The following is a 16,551-nucleotide window of genomic DNA, read 5'->3' as shown; positions in this document are numbered from 1 at the left end:
GCTCGGAACGCCGATGCGCCAAGTCTGGAAACCTTTTCGAGCGCTTTATTTCGCCTCGCTGATGATGTTGATCGGCTCGGGCCTCTTGAGTACCTACCTGGCCTTGCGCCTGGCCGCCGACCACGTGGACAGCCTGTGGGTCGGTGCGCTGATGGCGGCCAACTATTTCGGCCTGGTGCTGGGCGGCAAGATCGGCCATCGGCTGATTGCCCGCGTCGGGCATATCCGCGCCTACTCGGCCTGCGCCGGGATCGTCGGGGCGGCAGTCCTGGGCCACGGGCTGGTGAACTGGCTGCCGGCCTGGATCGTGCTGCGGATGATTGTCGGCCTCGGCATGATGTGCCAGTACATGGTCATCGAGAGCTGGCTCAACGAGCAGGCCGACGCCAAGCAGCGCGGGGTGGTGTTCAGCGGTTACATGATCGCCTCGTACCTGGGGATGGTGCTGGGCCAGTTGATCCTGGTGATCCATCCGGCCCTGGGCCTGGAATTGCTGATGCTGGTGGCGCTGTGCTTCACCTTGTGCCTGGTGCCGGTGGCGCTGACCCGACGGATTCACCCGGCGCCGCTGCGTCCGGCGCCGATGGAGCCGCGGTTCTTCATCAAGCGCGTCCCGCAGTCGCTCAGCACGGTGTTGGGCTCGGGGTTGATCGTCGGTTCCTTCTATGGCCTGGCGCCGTTGTATGCCTCCCAGCAGGGCCTGTCGACCGAGCAGGTCGGCCTGTTCATGGGGAGCTGCATCTTCGCCGGCCTGCTGGTGCAGTGGCCTTTGGGCTGGCTGTCCGATCGCTACGACCGGGCGTTGCTGATCCGCTGCTTTGCATTGGCCCTGGCAATCTGTGCGATGCCATTGGCGATCCTGTCGAGTGTGCCGCTGGAAGTGCTGTTCATCGCCGGGTTCTTCTGCTCGCTGGTCCAGTTCTGCCTGTATCCGCTGGCAGTGGCGTTCTCCAATGACCACGTCGAGGCGGATCGGCGAGTGTCGCTGACGGCGATGCTGTTGGTGACCTATGGCGTCGGTGCCAGTATCGGGCCGTTGGTGGCCGGGGTACTGATGAAGCTGTTCGGCAGCCACATGCTGTATGCGTTTTCCGCCTTCTTCGCCTTGATACTGGTGTGGCGGATTCGGCCGAAAGCGGTCACCAACCTGCACCAGGTCGACGACGCTCCGCTGCACCACGTGGCCATGCCCGACAGCATGTCGAGCTCGCCGCTGGTAGCGTGCCTTGACCCTCGGGTGGATGAGCAGGTGGTGCAGGAGCAGATGCAGGCGCCGGCCGCATCGGACGTTGAGCCCGAGCCTGAGCCCGAGCCTGAACCGGTTGCAGAAGCCGAAGCGGCCGATGACGAGCCGCAGGCCCCCAGCTTTACTCAAGCCAGGCCGTAATTGCGCATAAAAAAACGGGCAGTCACCGCAAGGGGCTGCCCGTTTTTTTAATGCGGCGGATCAGAGATCATCTTTGTCGAAACGACGGGCTTCGCGCTGGAGCTGGTAGACGAACCGCTCGACCTGGCGCTGCACCAGGCCGCTGATGTTGTGGAAGCGCACGCCAGCGAAGGTGGTGTTGATCCTTTCTTCGAAATGCAGGTAGCGCAATTCGACCGGGGCCGTCATGTTGCCGAAGGGCAGGGCAGCGATGAAGCGCTCGTAGACCTGGCCCAGTTGCAGGCGTTCGGTGATGTCGCCGTCAAAGCGCAGCTTGCAGCCGGTGGCGGAAATGTCCAGCAACTTGCCGTTTACTGCCGCCTTGAGCTTTTCGCCGCCCAGTTCGACGTCCACCAGTTGTGCCAGCTTCAGGGCGGCACGAAAGGCGTTGCGACGTTGATGATAGACCACTTCGTCAGGCAGGGCGCCGCGGTAGCAGCGGCCGTCGCTGGTGTCGCTGATGGTCAGCGGGCCGTTGCTTTCCCAGGCGATGCGCACGCCGTCGTGGAAGCCCTCGACGCGAAATGGCTCGCCCGCCAGCAGGAACCGTTCACCGTCCCGGGGGATCATTTCGTCGAGGGCGAGGGAGTTGTTCTCGCGGTTCACGTCCACCAGGTAGCTCTGGAAGCGTTGGGTGCGTTCGTGGAAGGTGATGATCAGCGGGTCATGGCTATCTTGCAGCATCCGCAGGTTGCCGGAGATTTCCAGGGGCGTGGTAAGGACCTTGGGCGGTTGCGGAGCATCATCCGCGTTTGAGGCATTGAACACGGTGGGTCAATCTCCAGGCAAAATACGACTACAAAGAGCCAGCATTTTGCCAGCATGTATCGCGCGTTGATAGAGCGCCGGCATGGTTCGTTTCATGCCTGGCTGAGCGGGCGGTGCTTGACCATCTTGGCGGTCGAACCGCGAGCGTCATACAGCGTCGGGATTTCACCGCCATTGAGGATGCGCAACTGATTGGCGGTGGCGGCCTGCTGGACCTGGATCGACTGGCCATTGCGCGCGTTGGCGGCCTGGCATTGGGCGAGCAGGTCAGTCAGGACAGCGCTCTGGGCGAGGAGCTGGTCGCCGATCGACGACTGGCTGGCCAACTGCTCGAGGCCGTCGGGGCTGGCGGGCAGGTTGAGGCTGGCGAGGATTTCGCTGCGCTTGCGGCCATGCTGGTCGAGCAAAATGATCAATGCCTGCTTCTGTGCCAGGATGTTTTCCAGCAAGGGCATGTCGCGACCGTGCAGCGCCAGTGATTCGGTCTGCAGCAGTTCCAGCAATTGTTGCGCTGGGACAAAGTCGTCGATGATCAGTTGCAATAAAGTCGTGTCGTGCATGGCTGGCCTTAGGTCTTAAGCGTCCAAAAGCCTGGCGCAGGCGGCGGCCTAGCGCTGGGCTTCGAAGTTGAGCAGTTTGCTGGCTACGCGGTTGCTGTCGACTTTATAGCTGCCATCGGCGATGGCTGCTTTCAACTCGGCCACGCGGGCGTTGTCGACGACAGGTTGATCGCGCAGCTTGTCAGTGACCTTCTGCAACTGCTGAGCCTCATTGCTGAGGTGAACCGACTCTCCATTGCTGACTTGTTCGGCCGGCGTAGACAACGGCGCGGATTTGTCGGCTTCCTTGCTGGCGCTGGTACGCGTAGTGCCTGTCAACGGTGAAGAGCTGTTTAAACGATTGAAGTCGATGACCATGGTAGAAAACCTCTGGATATTTGGACGCTTGCCATGTTTTCGGCCATCCCTAAAAAAACTTTAGGCTCATTTATCCAATGAACGTGCGCACGTCTGCGCTTGCCTTTGCGTAAGGCACAGTCTAGGGAACAGCGAGGTCAAGCGCCAGCTTTCTACCTGCCTGCGTAAAGTACTACATGGCCACTTCCACCTGGCCGGGGGCGATGACCTGAGCCTTGATCACCCGTTGGGAGTTGAGGTTCTTCACTCGGATCTGCTCGCGCATGCCGCCGTTGGACAGGGCCTCGCCGGGCATTCGCACGGCCAGGGTGCCGCTGCGGGCGGTGATGACCACCTGGTCGCCCTTGCGGACCACTTCGGCCTGTTCCAGGTGCACCTGGGTGATGACCTGGTCGGCGACCATTGGTCGGACAAGTTTCTGCCCGATGGCCTCATCCACCGACGTCAGGAAGCCCTGGCTGATCTGGCTGACGTCACGTTCGCGCAGCACCACGTCCTGCGGCTCGACGATCCCGGCCCGCTTGAGCGGACGAGTGGTCGTGACGATTTCACGAAACAGGCGCACCTGGGCGGGCACGAACACCGTCCAGGGCGCGGCGCTGTCGCAGCGCACCTTCACCGTGACGCGGCCCAGCGGGCGGGCCGGGCTTTCCAGCGAGGCAGTCAATTCCTTGTCGCACATCGGCATGCGCAGGCGTGGGTCGAGCTGGTTGACTTCGATTTCGTAGCGACCTTCGGTTTGACTGGTTGCCAGATAGTCTTCTACGGTGAATTCAAGAAAGCCTTGAGTGACGCCGATAAGGAGATCAGGCAAGGTAACCGGAGCCTCCGCGAGAGCCGGGTTGCCCCAGGTGAACAGGCAGGCAGCCAACAGTGCACCGAGCCAGTGGCGGCAGTGAGTGGTCAGGCGTCGAGAAAATGTCGTTTGTGCGTTCATGCCGGTTGAATAGCAAGCCCCGTGCCGTTTAGTGATGAATGCGCGTCGGACCCATTAGCGTTAGGTAGGAGTCAGGGCATGGCGGGAGTAATGGACTCGGTAAACCAGCGGACACAGCTGGTCGGTCAGAATCGCCTGGAGCTGTTGCTGTTCCGTCTCGACGGCCAGCAGTTGTACGGGATCAACGTATTCAAGGTGCGCGAGGTGCTGCAATGCCCCAAGCTGACCCTGATGCCCAAGTCCAGTCCCGTGGTGTGCGGTGTGGCAAACATTCGGGGAGCGACCATCCCCATCCTCGACCTGGCGATGGCGACCGGTTCGGGGCGGTTGATGGACCAGAGCAATCCGTTCGTGATCATCACCGAGTACAACACCAAGACCCAGGGTTTCCTGGTGCGCTCGGTGGAACGCATCGTCAACATGAACTGGGAGGAGATCCATCCGCCGCCCAAGGGCACCGGTCGCGATCACTACCTGACGGCGGTGACCCGGGTCGATAGCCAGTTGGTGGAAATCATCGACGTGGAGAAAATCCTCGCCGAAGTGGCGCCGACCACGGAAACGATTTCCCAGGGTGTGGTGGATGCCGAAACCCAGCACAAGGCGATTTCGCTGCGGGTGCTGACCGTGGATGATTCGTCGGTGGCGCGCAAGCAGGTGACCCGTTGCCTGCAAACTATCGGCGTCGAGGTGATTGCATTGAACGACGGTCGGCAGGCGCTGGATTACCTGCGCACGCTGGTCGACGAGGGCAAGAAGCCGGAAGAGGAGTTCCTGATGATGATCTCCGACATCGAGATGCCGGAGATGGACGGGTACACCCTCACTTCGGAGATCCGCAGCGACCCGCGTATGCAGAAACTGCATATCATCTTGCACACGTCGTTGTCCGGGGTGTTCAACCAGGCGATGGTCAAGAAGGTCGGTGCCGACGATTTCCTGGCAAAATTCCGGCCCGATGACCTGGCGTCCCGGGTGGTCGATCGAATCAAGTCAGTAGAATAAAAGGTCGGGCGCATTGTGCGCCCGGCACATCAATACAATGAAAGAGGCGGTATCTTGTCTACGGGTAATTTGGATTTCGAACAGTTCCGGGTCTTCCTGGAAAAAGCCTGTGGCATATTGCTTGGTGAAAACAAGCAATACCTGGTGTCGAGCCGTCTCAACAAATTGATGGAGCAACAGGGCCTCAAGACGTTGGGCGAGCTGGTGCAGCGCATCCAGACCCAGCCGCGCAGTGGCTTGCGCGAGATGGTGGTGGACGCCATGACCACCAACGAAACCTTGTGGTTTCGCGACACCTATCCGTTCGAGGTGTTGAAGAACAAAGTGCTGCCGGCGGCCATCAAGGCCAGTCCGGGCCAGCGCCTGCGGATCTGGTCGGCGGCCTGCTCGTCGGGACAGGAGCCGTATTCGCTGTCGATGTCCATCGACGAGTTCGAGCGGACCAACATCGGCCAGTTGAAGGGGGGCGTGCAGATCGTCGCCACCGACCTGTCCGGGACCATGCTCAACAACTGCAAGACCGGCGAGTACGACAGCCTGGCCATCGGTCGCGGCCTGTCGCCCGATCGCTTGCAGCGCTACTTCGATCCGAAGGGGCCGGGGCGTTGGGTGGTCAAGGCACCGATCAAGAACCGGGTGGAGTTCCGCTCGTTCAACCTACTGGACAGCTATGCCAGCCTGGGCAAGTTCGACATCGTGTTCTGCCGCAACGTGCTGATCTACTTCTCGGCCGAAGTGAAGAAGGACATCCTGATGCGTATCCACGGCACCCTGAAGCCCGGTGGCTACCTGTTCCTCGGGGCTTCCGAGGCGTTGAACGGCTTGCCGGATCATTACCAGATGGTCCAGTGCAGCCCGGGGATCATCTACCAGGCGAAGTGATTGGCCGGTGTGTCAAAAAACGGGAGCCCTTTAAGGCTCCCTTTTTTTTTGCCTGCCACCTTTCATCAAATCCCCCCAATCTCCTGTGGGAGCGGCTTGCCCGCGAAGGCGATCCAATAGAGACATTGATGCCGACTGATACACCGCTTTCGCGGCAAGCCCGCTCCCACCATTAATCGCCGTTGACGCTGAGAGCGGCAGAAAAGCGGCAGCCAAGCGGAAACCCATTGCCGCTTTTCTGGCATTGCCGCCTTGCCGCTGCCCGCAAAGCCCCGGTTTATGGGCTTTTGGAAAGTGGCACGACGCTTGCTATAGCCATCGTACGTACATTGGTCACCCAAAGGTTTGTGCCATGAGCATCAGCTTCGATAAAGCGCTCGGTATCCATGAAAAGGCCCTGGGCTTCCGCGCCCAGCGTGCCGAAGTCCTGGCCAACAACATCGCCAACGCCGATACCCCGAACTACAAGGCCCGGGATCTGGACTTCTCCAAAGTGCTCGCCGAGCAGAACGAGAAGACCAAGAACGGCAGCTTCGCCCTGAACATGACCAACAGCCGTCATATCGAGGCCGAGGGCCTGGGCAATGGCGACGAGTCGCTGATGTATCGCACGCCGATGCAACCGTCCATCGACCAGAACACCGTGGACGCTCAACTGGAACAGTCCAACTACGCGGAGAACTCCGTGAACTTCCAGGCCAGCTTCACGCTGCTCAACAGCAAATTCAAAGGGCTGGTATCGGCCCTGCGCGGAGAGTAATCCATGTCGATCGCGAGCGTATTCAACATCGCCGGCAGTGCCATGAGTGCCCAGACCACTCGCCTGAACACCGTCGCCAGTAACATCGCCAACGCCGAAACCGTGTCGTCGAGCATCGACCAGACCTACCGTGCTCGTCACCCGGTGTTCGCCACCATGTTCCAGGCTGGCCAGAACGGCGGCAGCGACTCGCTGTTCCAGGAGCAGGACGCGGCCGGGCAGGGCGTGCAGGTGTTGGGCGTGGTCGAAGACCAGAGCAACCTCGAAGCACGTTACGAGCCTAACCATCCGGCTGCCGACGCCAAGGGGTACGTCTACTACCCGAACGTCAACGTCGTCGAGGAAATGGCCGACATGATTTCCGCCAGTCGTTCGTTCCAGACCAACGCCGAAATGATGAACACCGCCAAAACCATGATGCAGAAGGTCCTGACCCTCGGTCAGTGATAAGGGGCGAGTCACATGAGTGTTACCAACACCACCGGTGGTCTGAGTCTCAACGAGATCCTGGCGAACTCGTCGGTCAAGACCACTAGCGCCAGCGACAGCCTGACCTCGGCCACCAGCGCGGCGACCGGCAAGAAGGAGCTGGGCAAGGATGCGTTCCTGCAACTGCTCGTTACCCAACTGAAGAACCAGAACCCGCTGGAGCCCCAGGACAACGGCGAGTTCGTGGCCCAACTGGCGCAGTTCAGCAGCCTGGAAGGCATCACCACCCTCAACCAGACGGTGAGCGGTATCGCCGGCAACTACAACTCGTCCCAGGCCTTGCAGGCGTCGTCGCTGGTCGGGCGCTCGGTCATTGCCCCGGGCGACAAGGCCGTGGTCGATACCTCCAAGAGCCTCAACGGCACGGTGGTGGTCCCGGCATCGGTTTCCTCCGTCGCGGTCAAGATCGTCGACAAGGACGGCAAGACCGTGCGCACCATCGACCTGGGCAGCCAGAAGGCCGGCAATTCCGCCTTCATCTGGGATGGCAAGAACGACGCGGGCACGACGGTCGAATCGGGCACTTATACCTTCGCGGCCTCGACGACTATCGACGGCCAGGCCACGTCGCTGATCACCAACCTGCCGGCAACGGTCAGCAGCGTGACGATCAGCCAGACGGGCGGTGAGTTGATGCTCAACCTCGCCGGGCTGGGCAGCATCGCCCTGTCCAAAGTACAAACTATTGGTATGTAAGAGCCGACTAACCCGGCAAAGGAGTGGAAAATGTCTTTCAACATCGGCCTTAGCGGTCTCTATGCAGCCAACAAGCAGCTGGACGTTACCGGCAACAACATCGCCAACGTGGCGACCACCGGTTTCAAATCGTCTCGCGCGGAATTCGAAGATGTCTACTCGGCCACCAAGCTGGGTTCGGGCAGCAAGACCGTCGGCAACGGCGTGCGCCTGGCCAACGTTTCCCAACAGTTCGGCCAGGGTGACGTCAACAACACCGGCAACGTGCTGGACATGGGCATCCAGGGCCAGGGCTTCTTCGTCCTGAGCAACGACGGTTCGCTGAGCTACACCCGTGCCGGTACCTTCAAGACCGACAAGGAAGGCTTCATCACCAACACCGATGGCACTTCGCGCCTGCAAGGCTACGGTGTGGACGCCAACGGCAAGATCCAGAACGGCATCCTGACCGACCTGCGCATCGACACCTCCAACCTGCCGCCGCAAGCGACCAGCCTGGTGTCGTCGACCATCAACCTGAACTCGACGGCGCCGGCGATCACCGCGGCGTTCAACCCGAGCGACACGGCGACCTTCACCAAGCAGTTCACCACCCCGGTCTATGACACCCAGGGCAACCAGCACTCCATGGACCAGTACATGGTCAAGACGGCTGGCAACACCTGGAACGTCTATACGCTGATCGACGGTCGTAACCTCAACGGCAGCTTGCCGACCACGACGGGGGCGACCGCACCGGTGCCTTCGACCATGACCTTCGATTCGAGCGGCAAGCTGACCCAGGTGAGCACGCCTCCTGCGACCATCAACAACGACCTGGTGCTGACGGGCTGGGTGCCGGGCACCGTGACCAACGGCGTGTGGGCGGCCAACGGGGCTGCGAGTGCGCCAAGCATCACGATCTCGATGACCAACACCACCCAGTTCAACGCCGACACTGCGCGTTCGATCCCGACCCAGAACGGCTACGCCACCGGCCAGATCACCAACCTGACCATCGACGGCAGCGGCGTATTGCTGGCCAACTTCAGCAACAACCAGACCAAGCCGATCGGCCAGCTCGCCCTTGCCAGCTTCACCAACGAGCAGGGCCTGCAACCGGTAGGTGGCACCAGTTGGAAGGAAACCTTCGACTCGGGTATCCCGGGCTACGACGCTCCAACCACAGGCACCCTGGGTTCGATCGTCTCCAACTCCCTGGAAGAGTCCAACGTCAACCTGACCAACGAACTGGTCGAGCTGATCAAGGCGCAGAGCAACTACCAGGCGAACGCCAAGACCATCTCCACCCAAAGCACCATCATGCAGACCATCATTCAGATGACCTGATGCCTCAGGTGGCTTGAAGGCTGCACAAGGAGCCCCTCGCAAGAGGGGCTTTTTTCTGCTCCGCTTGTTCTGGCCGTATCGCGAATAGACCTGTGTTCATTCAGATCCCTGTGGGAGCGGGCTTGCTCGCGAAAGCGGTGGTTCAGTCAATGACAATTGTTGGATGTACCGACGCCATCGCGAGCAAGCCCGCTCCCACATTGGAATGCGTTCCCTTGTGGGAGCGAGCTTGCTCGCGATGGGGCCAGGTCAGGCGCTACTTTCCTCCACCCAAAAGAAAACCCCCGATAAACCAGCGGTCTATCGGGGGCTTCTTTCAGCGGGCGCTTTGCAACGCCCGCCGGCTCAGCTTATTGGCAAGCTTCGCAATCCGGCTCGTCGATCGCGCAGGCCTTTGGCACTGGCGCCGGGCCGGCGGGAGCGGCCAGGACCGAATCGTCACCGTGGTTGCCGCCGCTGGAAACAGCGTTCAGCTTGCCGGTGTTGATGGTCGACTTCTCGGTGCTGGTAGCGGCCAGGGCACGGAGGTAGTAGGTGGTCTTCAGGCCACGGTACCAGGCCATGCGGTAGGTCACGTCCAGCTTCTTGCCCGAGGCGCCGGCGATGTACAGGTTCAGCGACTGAGCCTGGTCGATCCACTTCTGGCGACGGCTGGCGGCGTCGACGATCCACTTGGTGTCCACTTCGAACGCGGTGGCGTAGAGCGCCTTGAGCTCCTGCGGGATGCGCTCGATCTGCTGCACCGAACCGTCGTAGTACTTCAGGTCGTTGATCATGACCGAGTCCCACAGGCCACGGGCCTTGAGGTCGCGGACCAGGTACGGGTTGATCACGGTGAACTCGCCCGACAGGTTCGATTTCACGTACAGGTTCTGGTAGGTCGGTTCGATCGACTGCGACACGCCGGTGATGTTGGCGATGGTGGCGGTCGGTGCGATGGCCATGATGTTGGAGTTACGGATGCCTTTCTGCACACGGGCGCGAACCGGTGCCCAGTCCAGGGATTCGTTCAGGTCAACGTCGATGTACTTCTCGCCACGGGACGCGATCAGGATCTGTTGCGAGTCCAGCGGCAGGATGCCCTTGGACCACAGCGAACCCTGGAACGTCTCGTAGGCACCGCGCTCGTCGGCCAGGTCGCAGGACGCCTGGATCGCGTAGTAGCTGACCGCTTCCATGGACTTGTCGGCGAACTCGACCGCGGCATCGGAACCGTACGGGATGTGTTGCAGGTACAGCGCATCCTGGAAGCCCATGATGCCCAGTCCGACCGGACGGTGCTTGAAGTTGGAGTTCTTCGCCTGTGGGACCGAGTAGTAGTTGATGTCGATCACGTTGTCGAGCATGCGCACGGCGGTGTTCACGGTGCGTTGCAGCTTGGCGGTGTCCAGCTTGCCGTCGACGATGTGGTTCGGCAGGTTGATCGAGCCCAGGTTGCAGACGGCGATCTCGTCTTTGTTGGTGTTCAGGGTGATCTCGGTGCACAGGTTCGAGCTGTGGACCACGCCCACGTGTTGCTGCGGGCTGCGCAGGTTGCACGGATCCTTGAAGGTCAGCCATGGGTGGCCGGTCTCGAACAGCATCGAGAGCATCTTGCGCCACAGGTCCTTGGCCTGGACGACCTTGAACAACTTGATCTTGTTGTACTCGGTCAGGGCTTCGTAGTACTCGTAGCGCTCTTCGAAGGCCTTGCCGGTCAGGTCGTGCAGGTCCGGTACTTCGGACGGCGAGAACAAGGTCCACTTGCCGTCGTCGAAGACGCGCTTCATGAACAGGTCGGGGATCCAGTTGGCGGTGTTCATGTCGTGGGTACGACGGCGATCGTCACCGGTGTTCTTGCGCAGCTCGATGAACTCTTCGATGTCCATGTGCCAGGTTTCCAGGTACGCACAGACCGCGCCTTTGCGCTTGCCGCCCTGGTTGACCGCAACGGCGGTGTCGTTGACTACCTTGAGGAACGGCACGACACCCTGGGATTTGCCGTTGGTGCCCTTGATGTACGAGCCCAATGCGCGCACCGGGGTCCAGTCGTTGCCCAGGCCGCCGGCGAATTTCGACAACATGGCGTTGTCGTGGATCGCGCCGTAGATGCCCGACAGGTCGTCCGGAACGGTGGTCAGGTAGCAGCTGGACAGCTGTGGACGCAGGGTGCCGGCGTTGAACAGGGTCGGGGTCGACGCCATGTAGTCGAAGGACGACAACAGGTTGTAGAACTCGATGGCACGGTCTTCTTTCTGCTTCTCTTCGATGGCCAGGCCCATGGCCACGCGCATGAAGAAGATCTGCGGCAGTTCGAAGCGGATACCGTCCTTGTGGATGAAGTAACGGTCGTACAGGGTTTGCAGGCCCAGGTAGGTGAACTGCTGGTCACGCTCGTGGTTGATCGCCTTGCCGAGTTTTTCCAGGTCGAAGGACGCCAGGACCGGGTTCAGCAATTCGAACTCAATGCCCTTGGCCACATAGGCCGGCAGCGCCTTGGCGTACAGGTCGGCCATCTCGTGGTGGGTGGCGCTCTCGGCGACGTCCAGGAAGCTCAGGCCTTCGGCACGCAGGGTGTCCATCAGCAGGCGGGCGGTGACGAAGGAGTAGTTCGGCTCGCGCTCCACCAGGGTCCGCGCGGTCATGACCAGGGCGGTGTTGACGTCCTTGAGGGCGACGCCATCGTAGAGGTTCTTCAGGGTTTCGCGCTGGATCAGGTCGCCGTCGACTTCTTCCAGGCCTTCGCAGGCTTCGGTGACGATGGTGTTCAGGCGGCCCATGTCCAGCGGCGCCAGGCTGCCATCGGCGCGGGCGATGCGGATCGACGGGTGGGCTTGTACCGGGGCTTCGCTGGGGCGCGGGTGGCGCGTTCCTTGGCGCGGGAGTCGCGGTAGATCACGTAGTCGCGGGCCACTTTCTGCTCGCCGGCACGCATCAGGGCCAGTTCGACCTGGTCCTGGATTTCCTCGATGTGGATGGTGCCGCCCGATGGCATGCGACGCTTGAAGGTCGCGGTGACCTGTTCGGTCAGGCGGGCCACGGTGTCGTGGATTCGCGACGAAGCGGCGGCGGTGCCACCTTCAACTGCGAGGAAGGCCTTGGTGATGGCGACGGTGATCTTGTCATCGGTGTAAGCGACGACAGTGCCGTTACGCTTGATCACACGCAGTTGGCCCGGTGCGGTGGCGGACAGATCCGGGCTCGAATCGGCGGCCAGCGGCGCGGTGCCCTGCGGGTTCTCGCGAGTTGTGTCGGTGTGCATGGGTGTCTCCACAGTCTCTATGTTTGTTTGGGCACCATCACGGTGCCCACCGTTCCGTCCTGAAGCACTACAACCGGCTGGGGCGCCGGGTATAACAACTTCGGGACAGTAGGAAACAGGCGTATGGCGCTGTTTCCATCCGAAGTTCTCGGGTTGCGAGCCGGGGCTCGGAACCGGATTTGCGGGTGGCAGCAATGGACTGCAACACCCGTACCGTTGCGGTCGTTTTCGACCTCGAAACGGTCGCCATCCGCAGGGGCGGTCTGGGCTTGGGGAAACGCGGTACTTCAGTTGGACAGAAGCAAGAAAAGCGCTTGAAATCTCTGTCCAACTAGTGTTTGGTTTTTGGCCTGAACCCCTACATGTAGGGTTTTTTGCGCGGCGGGCTACAAGATAATGCGTTTTGGGGGGTGATGCAACGTACTACCTGTGGATAAGCCTGTGCGTAATTTGTGTGCGAAACATGGAACTACGCTGTAGGCCGCGACCTAGCTGGAGCGAGGCTTTTTTCATCGTTTTCAACCAGTCGAAAACAGTCCGGTGGTTTTTGCGGGCGCGGACGTTACCACACAAAACCCGGCTGACCGCACGCATTTAATGGCTTGTTTTCTCCGGGGGTGGCGTTTATACAATCGGCCGGTGTGCTGGCATGTTTATCCTCCTTTGATATGACAAAAAGAGGGGGCTGTATTCGAACCTCTGGAGCGAGCACTGTTGTGGCGAGGGAGCTTGCTCCCGCTGGGCTGCGAAGCGGCCCGGCTTTTTGCGATTGCTGCGCAATCGAGCGGGAGCAAGCTCCCTCGCCACAGGTAAGTGCTGATCCTTCTTTTTTATACTCACAGCAAGACGAGGCCCCCAGTGGAACAAGAAGCCTGGCAGGTATTGATCGTCGAGGATGACCAGCGTCTGGCCGAGCTGACCCGTGAGTACCTCGAAAGCAACGGCTTGCGCGTCGCCATCGAGGGCGATGGGGCGGTGGCGGCGGCGCGGATCATTGCCGAACAACCGGACCTGGTGATCCTCGACCTGATGCTGCCCGGCGAAGACGGCCTGAGCATCTGCCGCAAGGTGCGTGAGCAGTATGACGGACCGATCCTGATGCTCACGGCCCGCACTGACGACACCGACCAGATCCAGGGCCTGGACCTGGGCGCCGACGATTACGTCTGCAAGCCTGTGCGCCCGCGCCTGCTGCTGGCGCGGATCCAGGCCCTGCTGCGACGCAGTGAGCCGGAACCGTCCGCCACGCAAAAGCCGCGCCGCCTGGAGTTCGGCCCGCTGGTGGTGGACAATGCCCTGCGCGAAGCCTGGTTGCAGGGCAATGGCATCGAATTGACCAGCGCCGAGTTCGACCTGCTGTGGCTGCTGGTGTCGAACGCCGGGCGCATCCTGTCCCGGGAAGAAATCTTCACCGCGCTGCGCGGCATCGGCTATGACGGCCAGGACCGGTCTATCGACGTACGCATTTCGCGCATCCGTCCCAAGATCGGCGACGACCCGGACCATCCACGACTGATCAAGACCGTGCGCAGCAAAGGTTACCTGTTCGTGCCCGAAGCCTGTGTAGACGCGGCGCCGTGAACTCGATCTTCCTGCGTATCTATGGCGGCATGTGCGCGGCCCTGGTGCTGGTGGCGGTGCTGGGCGTGCTGGCCCTGCACCTGCTCAACCAGGCCCGCAGCGAGCAATACCGCGAGCGCCTGGCCCACGGCACGTTTTCGTTGATGGCCGACAACCTGCGGCCGATGAACGACACCGAACGGCACCGGGCGCTGTTGGTCTGGGAGCGCCTGCTGGGCATTCCCCTGACGGTGCAGACGTTCAACCAGACCCACCTGGACCTCAGTCAACGCACCCGCGTGCTGCGGGGCCAGGCGTTGGTCGAGCAGACCGGGCCCCACGCGGCGAAGGTCTACCGCCTGGTCAGCGATGGCGAGCAATTGGTGCTGGTGGGGGAAGTCCAGCAGATCAGCGAGCAACTGGCGCGGGCGACCATCTACCTGTTGGCCGACGAACTGGTGCGCTACCCGGTGGCCGAGCAACCCCGGAGGCTCGCCCAACTCAAGGAGGAAAAAGGCTTTGGTTTCGATTTGCGCCTCATGACCGCCGAGCAGGCGGACATGGACGAAGACCAGCGCCGCCGCGTGTCCGAGGGCGATACGGTGATGGCCTTGGGCAAGGGCGGCGATTCGATCCGCGTGTTCGCCGGCATGGTCGGCACGCCGTGGGTCCTGGAGATCGGGCCGCTGTACCAGATGAACCCTTATCCGCCGCAATGGCTGGTGCTGATCGCGGCGTTGGGGTTGAGCCTCATCGGCCTGATCGTCTACCTGCTGGTGCGCCAACTGGAGCGGCGCCTGCGTGGCCTGGAGTCGGCCGCTACGCAAATCGCCCAGGGCAGCCTGGAAACCCGGGTGCCGGCTCGCGGCGCCGACTCGGTCGGGCGCCTGGCCGCTGCGTTCAACGGCATGGCCGAGCACTTGCAACAACTGTTGGCGATCCAGCGCGAACTGGTGCGAGCGGTGTCCCACGAACTGCGCACCCCGGTGGCCCGCCTGCGTTTCGGCCTGGAAATGCTCGGCACGGCCTCCACGCCCCAGGCCCGGGACAAATACCTGGCGGGCATGGACCACGACATCGAAGACCTCGACCGGCTGGTGGACGAGATGCTGACCTACGCCCGGTTGGAGCAGGGTTCGCCGGCGTTGAATTTCCAGCGGGTGGACCTGGACGCGCTGGTCAATCAGGTGATCGATGAACTGGGCCCGTTGCGCGCTGGTATCACCGTCGAGCGCGGGCTATGCCTGTCGGCCGCCGATTGTGACGGCGCCTGGGTCGAGGCCGAGCCACGGTTCCTGCACCGGGCCTTGCAGAACCTGGTGGGCAACGCCATGCGCCACGCCAGCTCGCGGGTGACCGTCAGCTACCAGGTGGGCCAGTTGCGTTGTCGGGTAGACGTGGAGGATGACGGGCCAGGCGTGCCGGAGGCGGCCTGGGAGCGCATCTTCAAGCCCTTCCTGCGCCTGGACGACAGCCGCGCCCGCGCTTCGGGCGGGCATGGTCTGGGCCTGTCGATCGTGCGGCGGATCATCCACTGGCACGACGGCCGGGCGTTGATCGGCAAGAGCAAGAGCCTGGGCGGGGCATGTTTCAGCTTGAGCTGGCCGCGGCATCAGGATCGGTCTTGATAGGTGGGGTGTCTGTACTGGCCTCATCGCGAGCAAGCTCGCTCCCACAAGTCGAGCGCGCGCCAATGTGGGAGCGAGCTTGCTCGCGATGAGGCCTTCCCAAACCCAACAACCTCAGGCCTTGATCGCCACCAGGCTCAATAGCTGCTCATCCCGCACCCCAAACTGCGCCTGCAGCTCACTGCCATGGCGCCATTCGGTCGACAGGTCCGTCAGCAGGCGCAGGTGCACTTGTCCATCGCGCGTCCAATCCAGCACCTCGGCATGCTCGAAATAAAAGCGTTGCCCAACGAGGGGGTACAGCGCCTTGAACAGGCTTTCCTTCACGGAAAAGGTCAGGGTCACGAGCAGGGCCCGGTCATCGCGGCTTAGGGTGGCCATGCGCAGCAGCTCGGGTGGGGTGAGGATTTCACCGCACAGGCGCTCGGCGCGCTCGGGTTCCAGCAGGTTTTCCAGGTCCATGCCGAGTCCTCGCCAGTGGGTTTTCCTGGCGACGATGGCGGCCGCGTGGCCGTTGCTGTGGGTGATCGAGCCGCTGACATGGGCCGGCCACACCGGGGCCCGGTCTTCGCCAATGGCCGGCACGCAAGGCTGGCCATCGAGCCGTTGCAAAGCGGCCCGGGCACAGATGCGCCCGGCGAGGAATTCGGCCTGGCGCTTGGCCACCGAACGCTGGATGCTCGCCGGCGGCTCGATGGCGCTGTTCAGGAAGTCATCCGCGCCCAGCCGTGCTGGATCGAAGCGGGTGCTCAGCAGCACCGTACCGGGCAGGGTTTCGGGTAACGGCCAGTGTTCATCCAGGGGCGAGCAGCAGGCGGGTAGGGTGGGGAGTGCGTTCATGGCGGGCATTTTGCCGGGTTGCCCGGGAGCTGGGTAGTGGGAGCCATGATGTCCTGAGTGAACAAGGCTTTTG

Annotated in this window: 14 protein-coding genes and 1 pseudogene; 9 read left to right on the top strand and 6 right to left on the bottom strand. The window is 62.0% G+C overall.

Features of this window, described 5'->3' with window-relative positions; translation table 11 throughout:
- Window positions 1-13 precede the first annotated feature (13 nt).
- A complete protein-coding gene (locus tag KI241_RS20525; protein WP_123578415.1) occupies window positions 14-1,387 on the top strand; it encodes an MFS transporter in 1,374 nt (457 codons plus the stop codon).
- A gap of 60 nt (window positions 1,388-1,447) precedes the next feature.
- Here KI241_RS20525 and KI241_RS20520 read toward each other — a convergent pair whose 3' ends face one another.
- The 4 genes from KI241_RS20520 to flgA form a co-directional block, all read right to left on the bottom strand.
- A complete protein-coding gene (locus KI241_RS20520; protein WP_042729803.1) occupies window positions 1,448-2,194 on the bottom strand; it encodes a flagellar brake protein in 747 nt (248 codons plus the stop codon).
- Between the two features lie 92 nt (window positions 2,195-2,286).
- Window positions 2,287-2,754: a flagellar protein FlgN gene (locus KI241_RS20515; RefSeq protein ID WP_042729802.1), complete on the bottom strand. Its 468-nt coding sequence runs from the start codon at window positions 2,752-2,754 to the stop codon at window positions 2,287-2,289.
- 48 nt (window positions 2,755-2,802) lie between these two features.
- The gene (gene flgM / locus KI241_RS20510; protein ID WP_042729801.1) at window positions 2,803-3,111 is read right to left on the bottom strand and encodes a flagellar biosynthesis anti-sigma factor FlgM; all 309 of its coding nucleotides are present in this window, start codon (window positions 3,109-3,111) and stop codon (window positions 2,803-2,805) included.
- 172 nt (window positions 3,112-3,283) lie between these two features.
- Window positions 3,284-4,048: a flagellar basal body P-ring formation chaperone FlgA gene (gene flgA / locus KI241_RS20505; protein ID WP_042729800.1), complete on the bottom strand. Its 765-nt coding sequence runs from the start codon at window positions 4,046-4,048 to the stop codon at window positions 3,284-3,286.
- A 78-nt stretch (window positions 4,049-4,126) separates the two neighbouring features.
- On the opposite strand from flgA, the gene KI241_RS20500 reads away from it, so the two are divergent.
- From KI241_RS20500 to flgE, 6 genes are all read left to right on the top strand, one after another.
- Entirely contained in the window at window positions 4,127-5,053 is a 927-nt protein-coding gene (locus tag KI241_RS20500) for a chemotaxis protein CheV (RefSeq protein ID WP_042729799.1), read from the top strand.
- A 54-nt stretch (window positions 5,054-5,107) separates the two neighbouring features.
- Complete coding sequence (gene cheR / locus KI241_RS20495; RefSeq protein ID WP_042729798.1) at window positions 5,108-5,935, top strand: protein-glutamate O-methyltransferase CheR; 828 nt, start codon at window positions 5,108-5,110, stop codon at window positions 5,933-5,935.
- Between the two features lie 352 nt (window positions 5,936-6,287).
- Window positions 6,288-6,695 (top strand): flagellar basal body rod protein FlgB, encoded by a 408-nt coding sequence (gene flgB, locus KI241_RS20490; RefSeq protein WP_042729797.1) that lies wholly within the window; start codon window positions 6,288-6,290, stop codon window positions 6,693-6,695.
- 3 nt (window positions 6,696-6,698) lie between these two features.
- A complete protein-coding gene (flgC, locus tag KI241_RS20485; RefSeq protein WP_042729796.1) occupies window positions 6,699-7,142 on the top strand; it encodes a flagellar basal body rod protein FlgC in 444 nt (147 codons plus the stop codon).
- Window positions 7,143-7,157: 15 nt separating this feature from the next.
- Window positions 7,158-7,880: a flagellar hook assembly protein FlgD gene (gene flgD / locus KI241_RS20480; protein WP_042729795.1), complete on the top strand. Its 723-nt coding sequence runs from the start codon at window positions 7,158-7,160 to the stop codon at window positions 7,878-7,880.
- A gap of 30 nt (window positions 7,881-7,910) precedes the next feature.
- A complete protein-coding gene (flgE, locus tag KI241_RS20475) occupies window positions 7,911-9,209 on the top strand; it encodes a flagellar hook protein FlgE (protein ID WP_042729794.1) in 1,299 nt (432 codons plus the stop codon).
- Window positions 9,210-9,559: 350 nt separating this feature from the next.
- Here the strand turns inward: flgE and KI241_RS20470 are convergent.
- A pseudogene (locus KI241_RS20470) lies at window positions 9,560-12,450 on the bottom strand (ribonucleoside-diphosphate reductase subunit alpha).
- A gap of 858 nt (window positions 12,451-13,308) precedes the next feature.
- On the opposite strand from KI241_RS20470, the gene KI241_RS20465 reads away from it, so the two are divergent.
- Together KI241_RS20465 and KI241_RS20460 are read left to right on the top strand one after the other, a co-directional pair.
- Entirely contained in the window at window positions 13,309-14,031 is a 723-nt protein-coding gene (locus KI241_RS20465; protein WP_042729792.1) for a response regulator transcription factor, read from the top strand.
- Complete coding sequence (locus KI241_RS20460; protein ID WP_212802942.1) at window positions 14,028-15,638, top strand: ATP-binding protein; 1,611 nt, start codon at window positions 14,028-14,030, stop codon at window positions 15,636-15,638. Before KI241_RS20465 ends, KI241_RS20460 begins: the two co-directional genes overlap by 4 nt.
- Before the next feature lie 114 nt (window positions 15,639-15,752).
- Here KI241_RS20460 and KI241_RS20455 read toward each other — a convergent pair whose 3' ends face one another.
- A complete protein-coding gene (locus tag KI241_RS20455; RefSeq protein ID WP_202595572.1) occupies window positions 15,753-16,478 on the bottom strand; it encodes a 4'-phosphopantetheinyl transferase in 726 nt (241 codons plus the stop codon).
- Between the last annotated feature and the right edge of the window lie 73 nt (window positions 16,479-16,551).

Source organism: Pseudomonas sp. Cab53 (genome assembly GCF_018325965.1).
Classification (GTDB): Bacteria; Pseudomonadota; Gammaproteobacteria; order Pseudomonadales; family Pseudomonadaceae; genus Aquipseudomonas; species Aquipseudomonas chlororaphis_E.
Note: the sequence above shows the minus strand (reverse complement) of the source record. Positions and strands in the feature narration are given on the sequence as shown.

Excerpts from the sequence above, each read along its gene's own strand:
- KI241_RS20525 (WP_123578415.1), top strand. The coding sequence starts at position 14 with ATGCGCCAAGTCTGGAAACCTTTTCGAGCGCTTTATTTCGCCTCGCTG.
- KI241_RS20515 (WP_042729802.1), bottom strand. The coding sequence starts at position 2,754 with ATGCACGACACGACTTTATTGCAACTGATCATCGACGACTTTGTCCCA.
- flgM (WP_042729801.1), bottom strand. The coding sequence starts at position 3,111 with ATGGTCATCGACTTCAATCGTTTAAACAGCTCTTCACCGTTGACAGGC.
- flgA (WP_042729800.1), bottom strand. The coding sequence starts at position 4,048 with ATGAACGCACAAACGACATTTTCTCGACGCCTGACCACTCACTGCCGC.
- KI241_RS20500 (WP_042729799.1), top strand. The coding sequence starts at position 4,127 with ATGGCGGGAGTAATGGACTCGGTAAACCAGCGGACACAGCTGGTCGGT.
- flgB (WP_042729797.1), top strand. The coding sequence starts at position 6,288 with ATGAGCATCAGCTTCGATAAAGCGCTCGGTATCCATGAAAAGGCCCTG.
- flgC (WP_042729796.1), top strand. The coding sequence starts at position 6,699 with ATGTCGATCGCGAGCGTATTCAACATCGCCGGCAGTGCCATGAGTGCC.
- flgD (WP_042729795.1), top strand. The coding sequence starts at position 7,158 with ATGAGTGTTACCAACACCACCGGTGGTCTGAGTCTCAACGAGATCCTG.
- flgE (WP_042729794.1), top strand. The coding sequence starts at position 7,911 with ATGTCTTTCAACATCGGCCTTAGCGGTCTCTATGCAGCCAACAAGCAG.
- KI241_RS20455 (WP_202595572.1), bottom strand. The coding sequence starts at position 16,478 with ATGAACGCACTCCCCACCCTACCCGCCTGCTGCTCGCCCCTGGATGAA.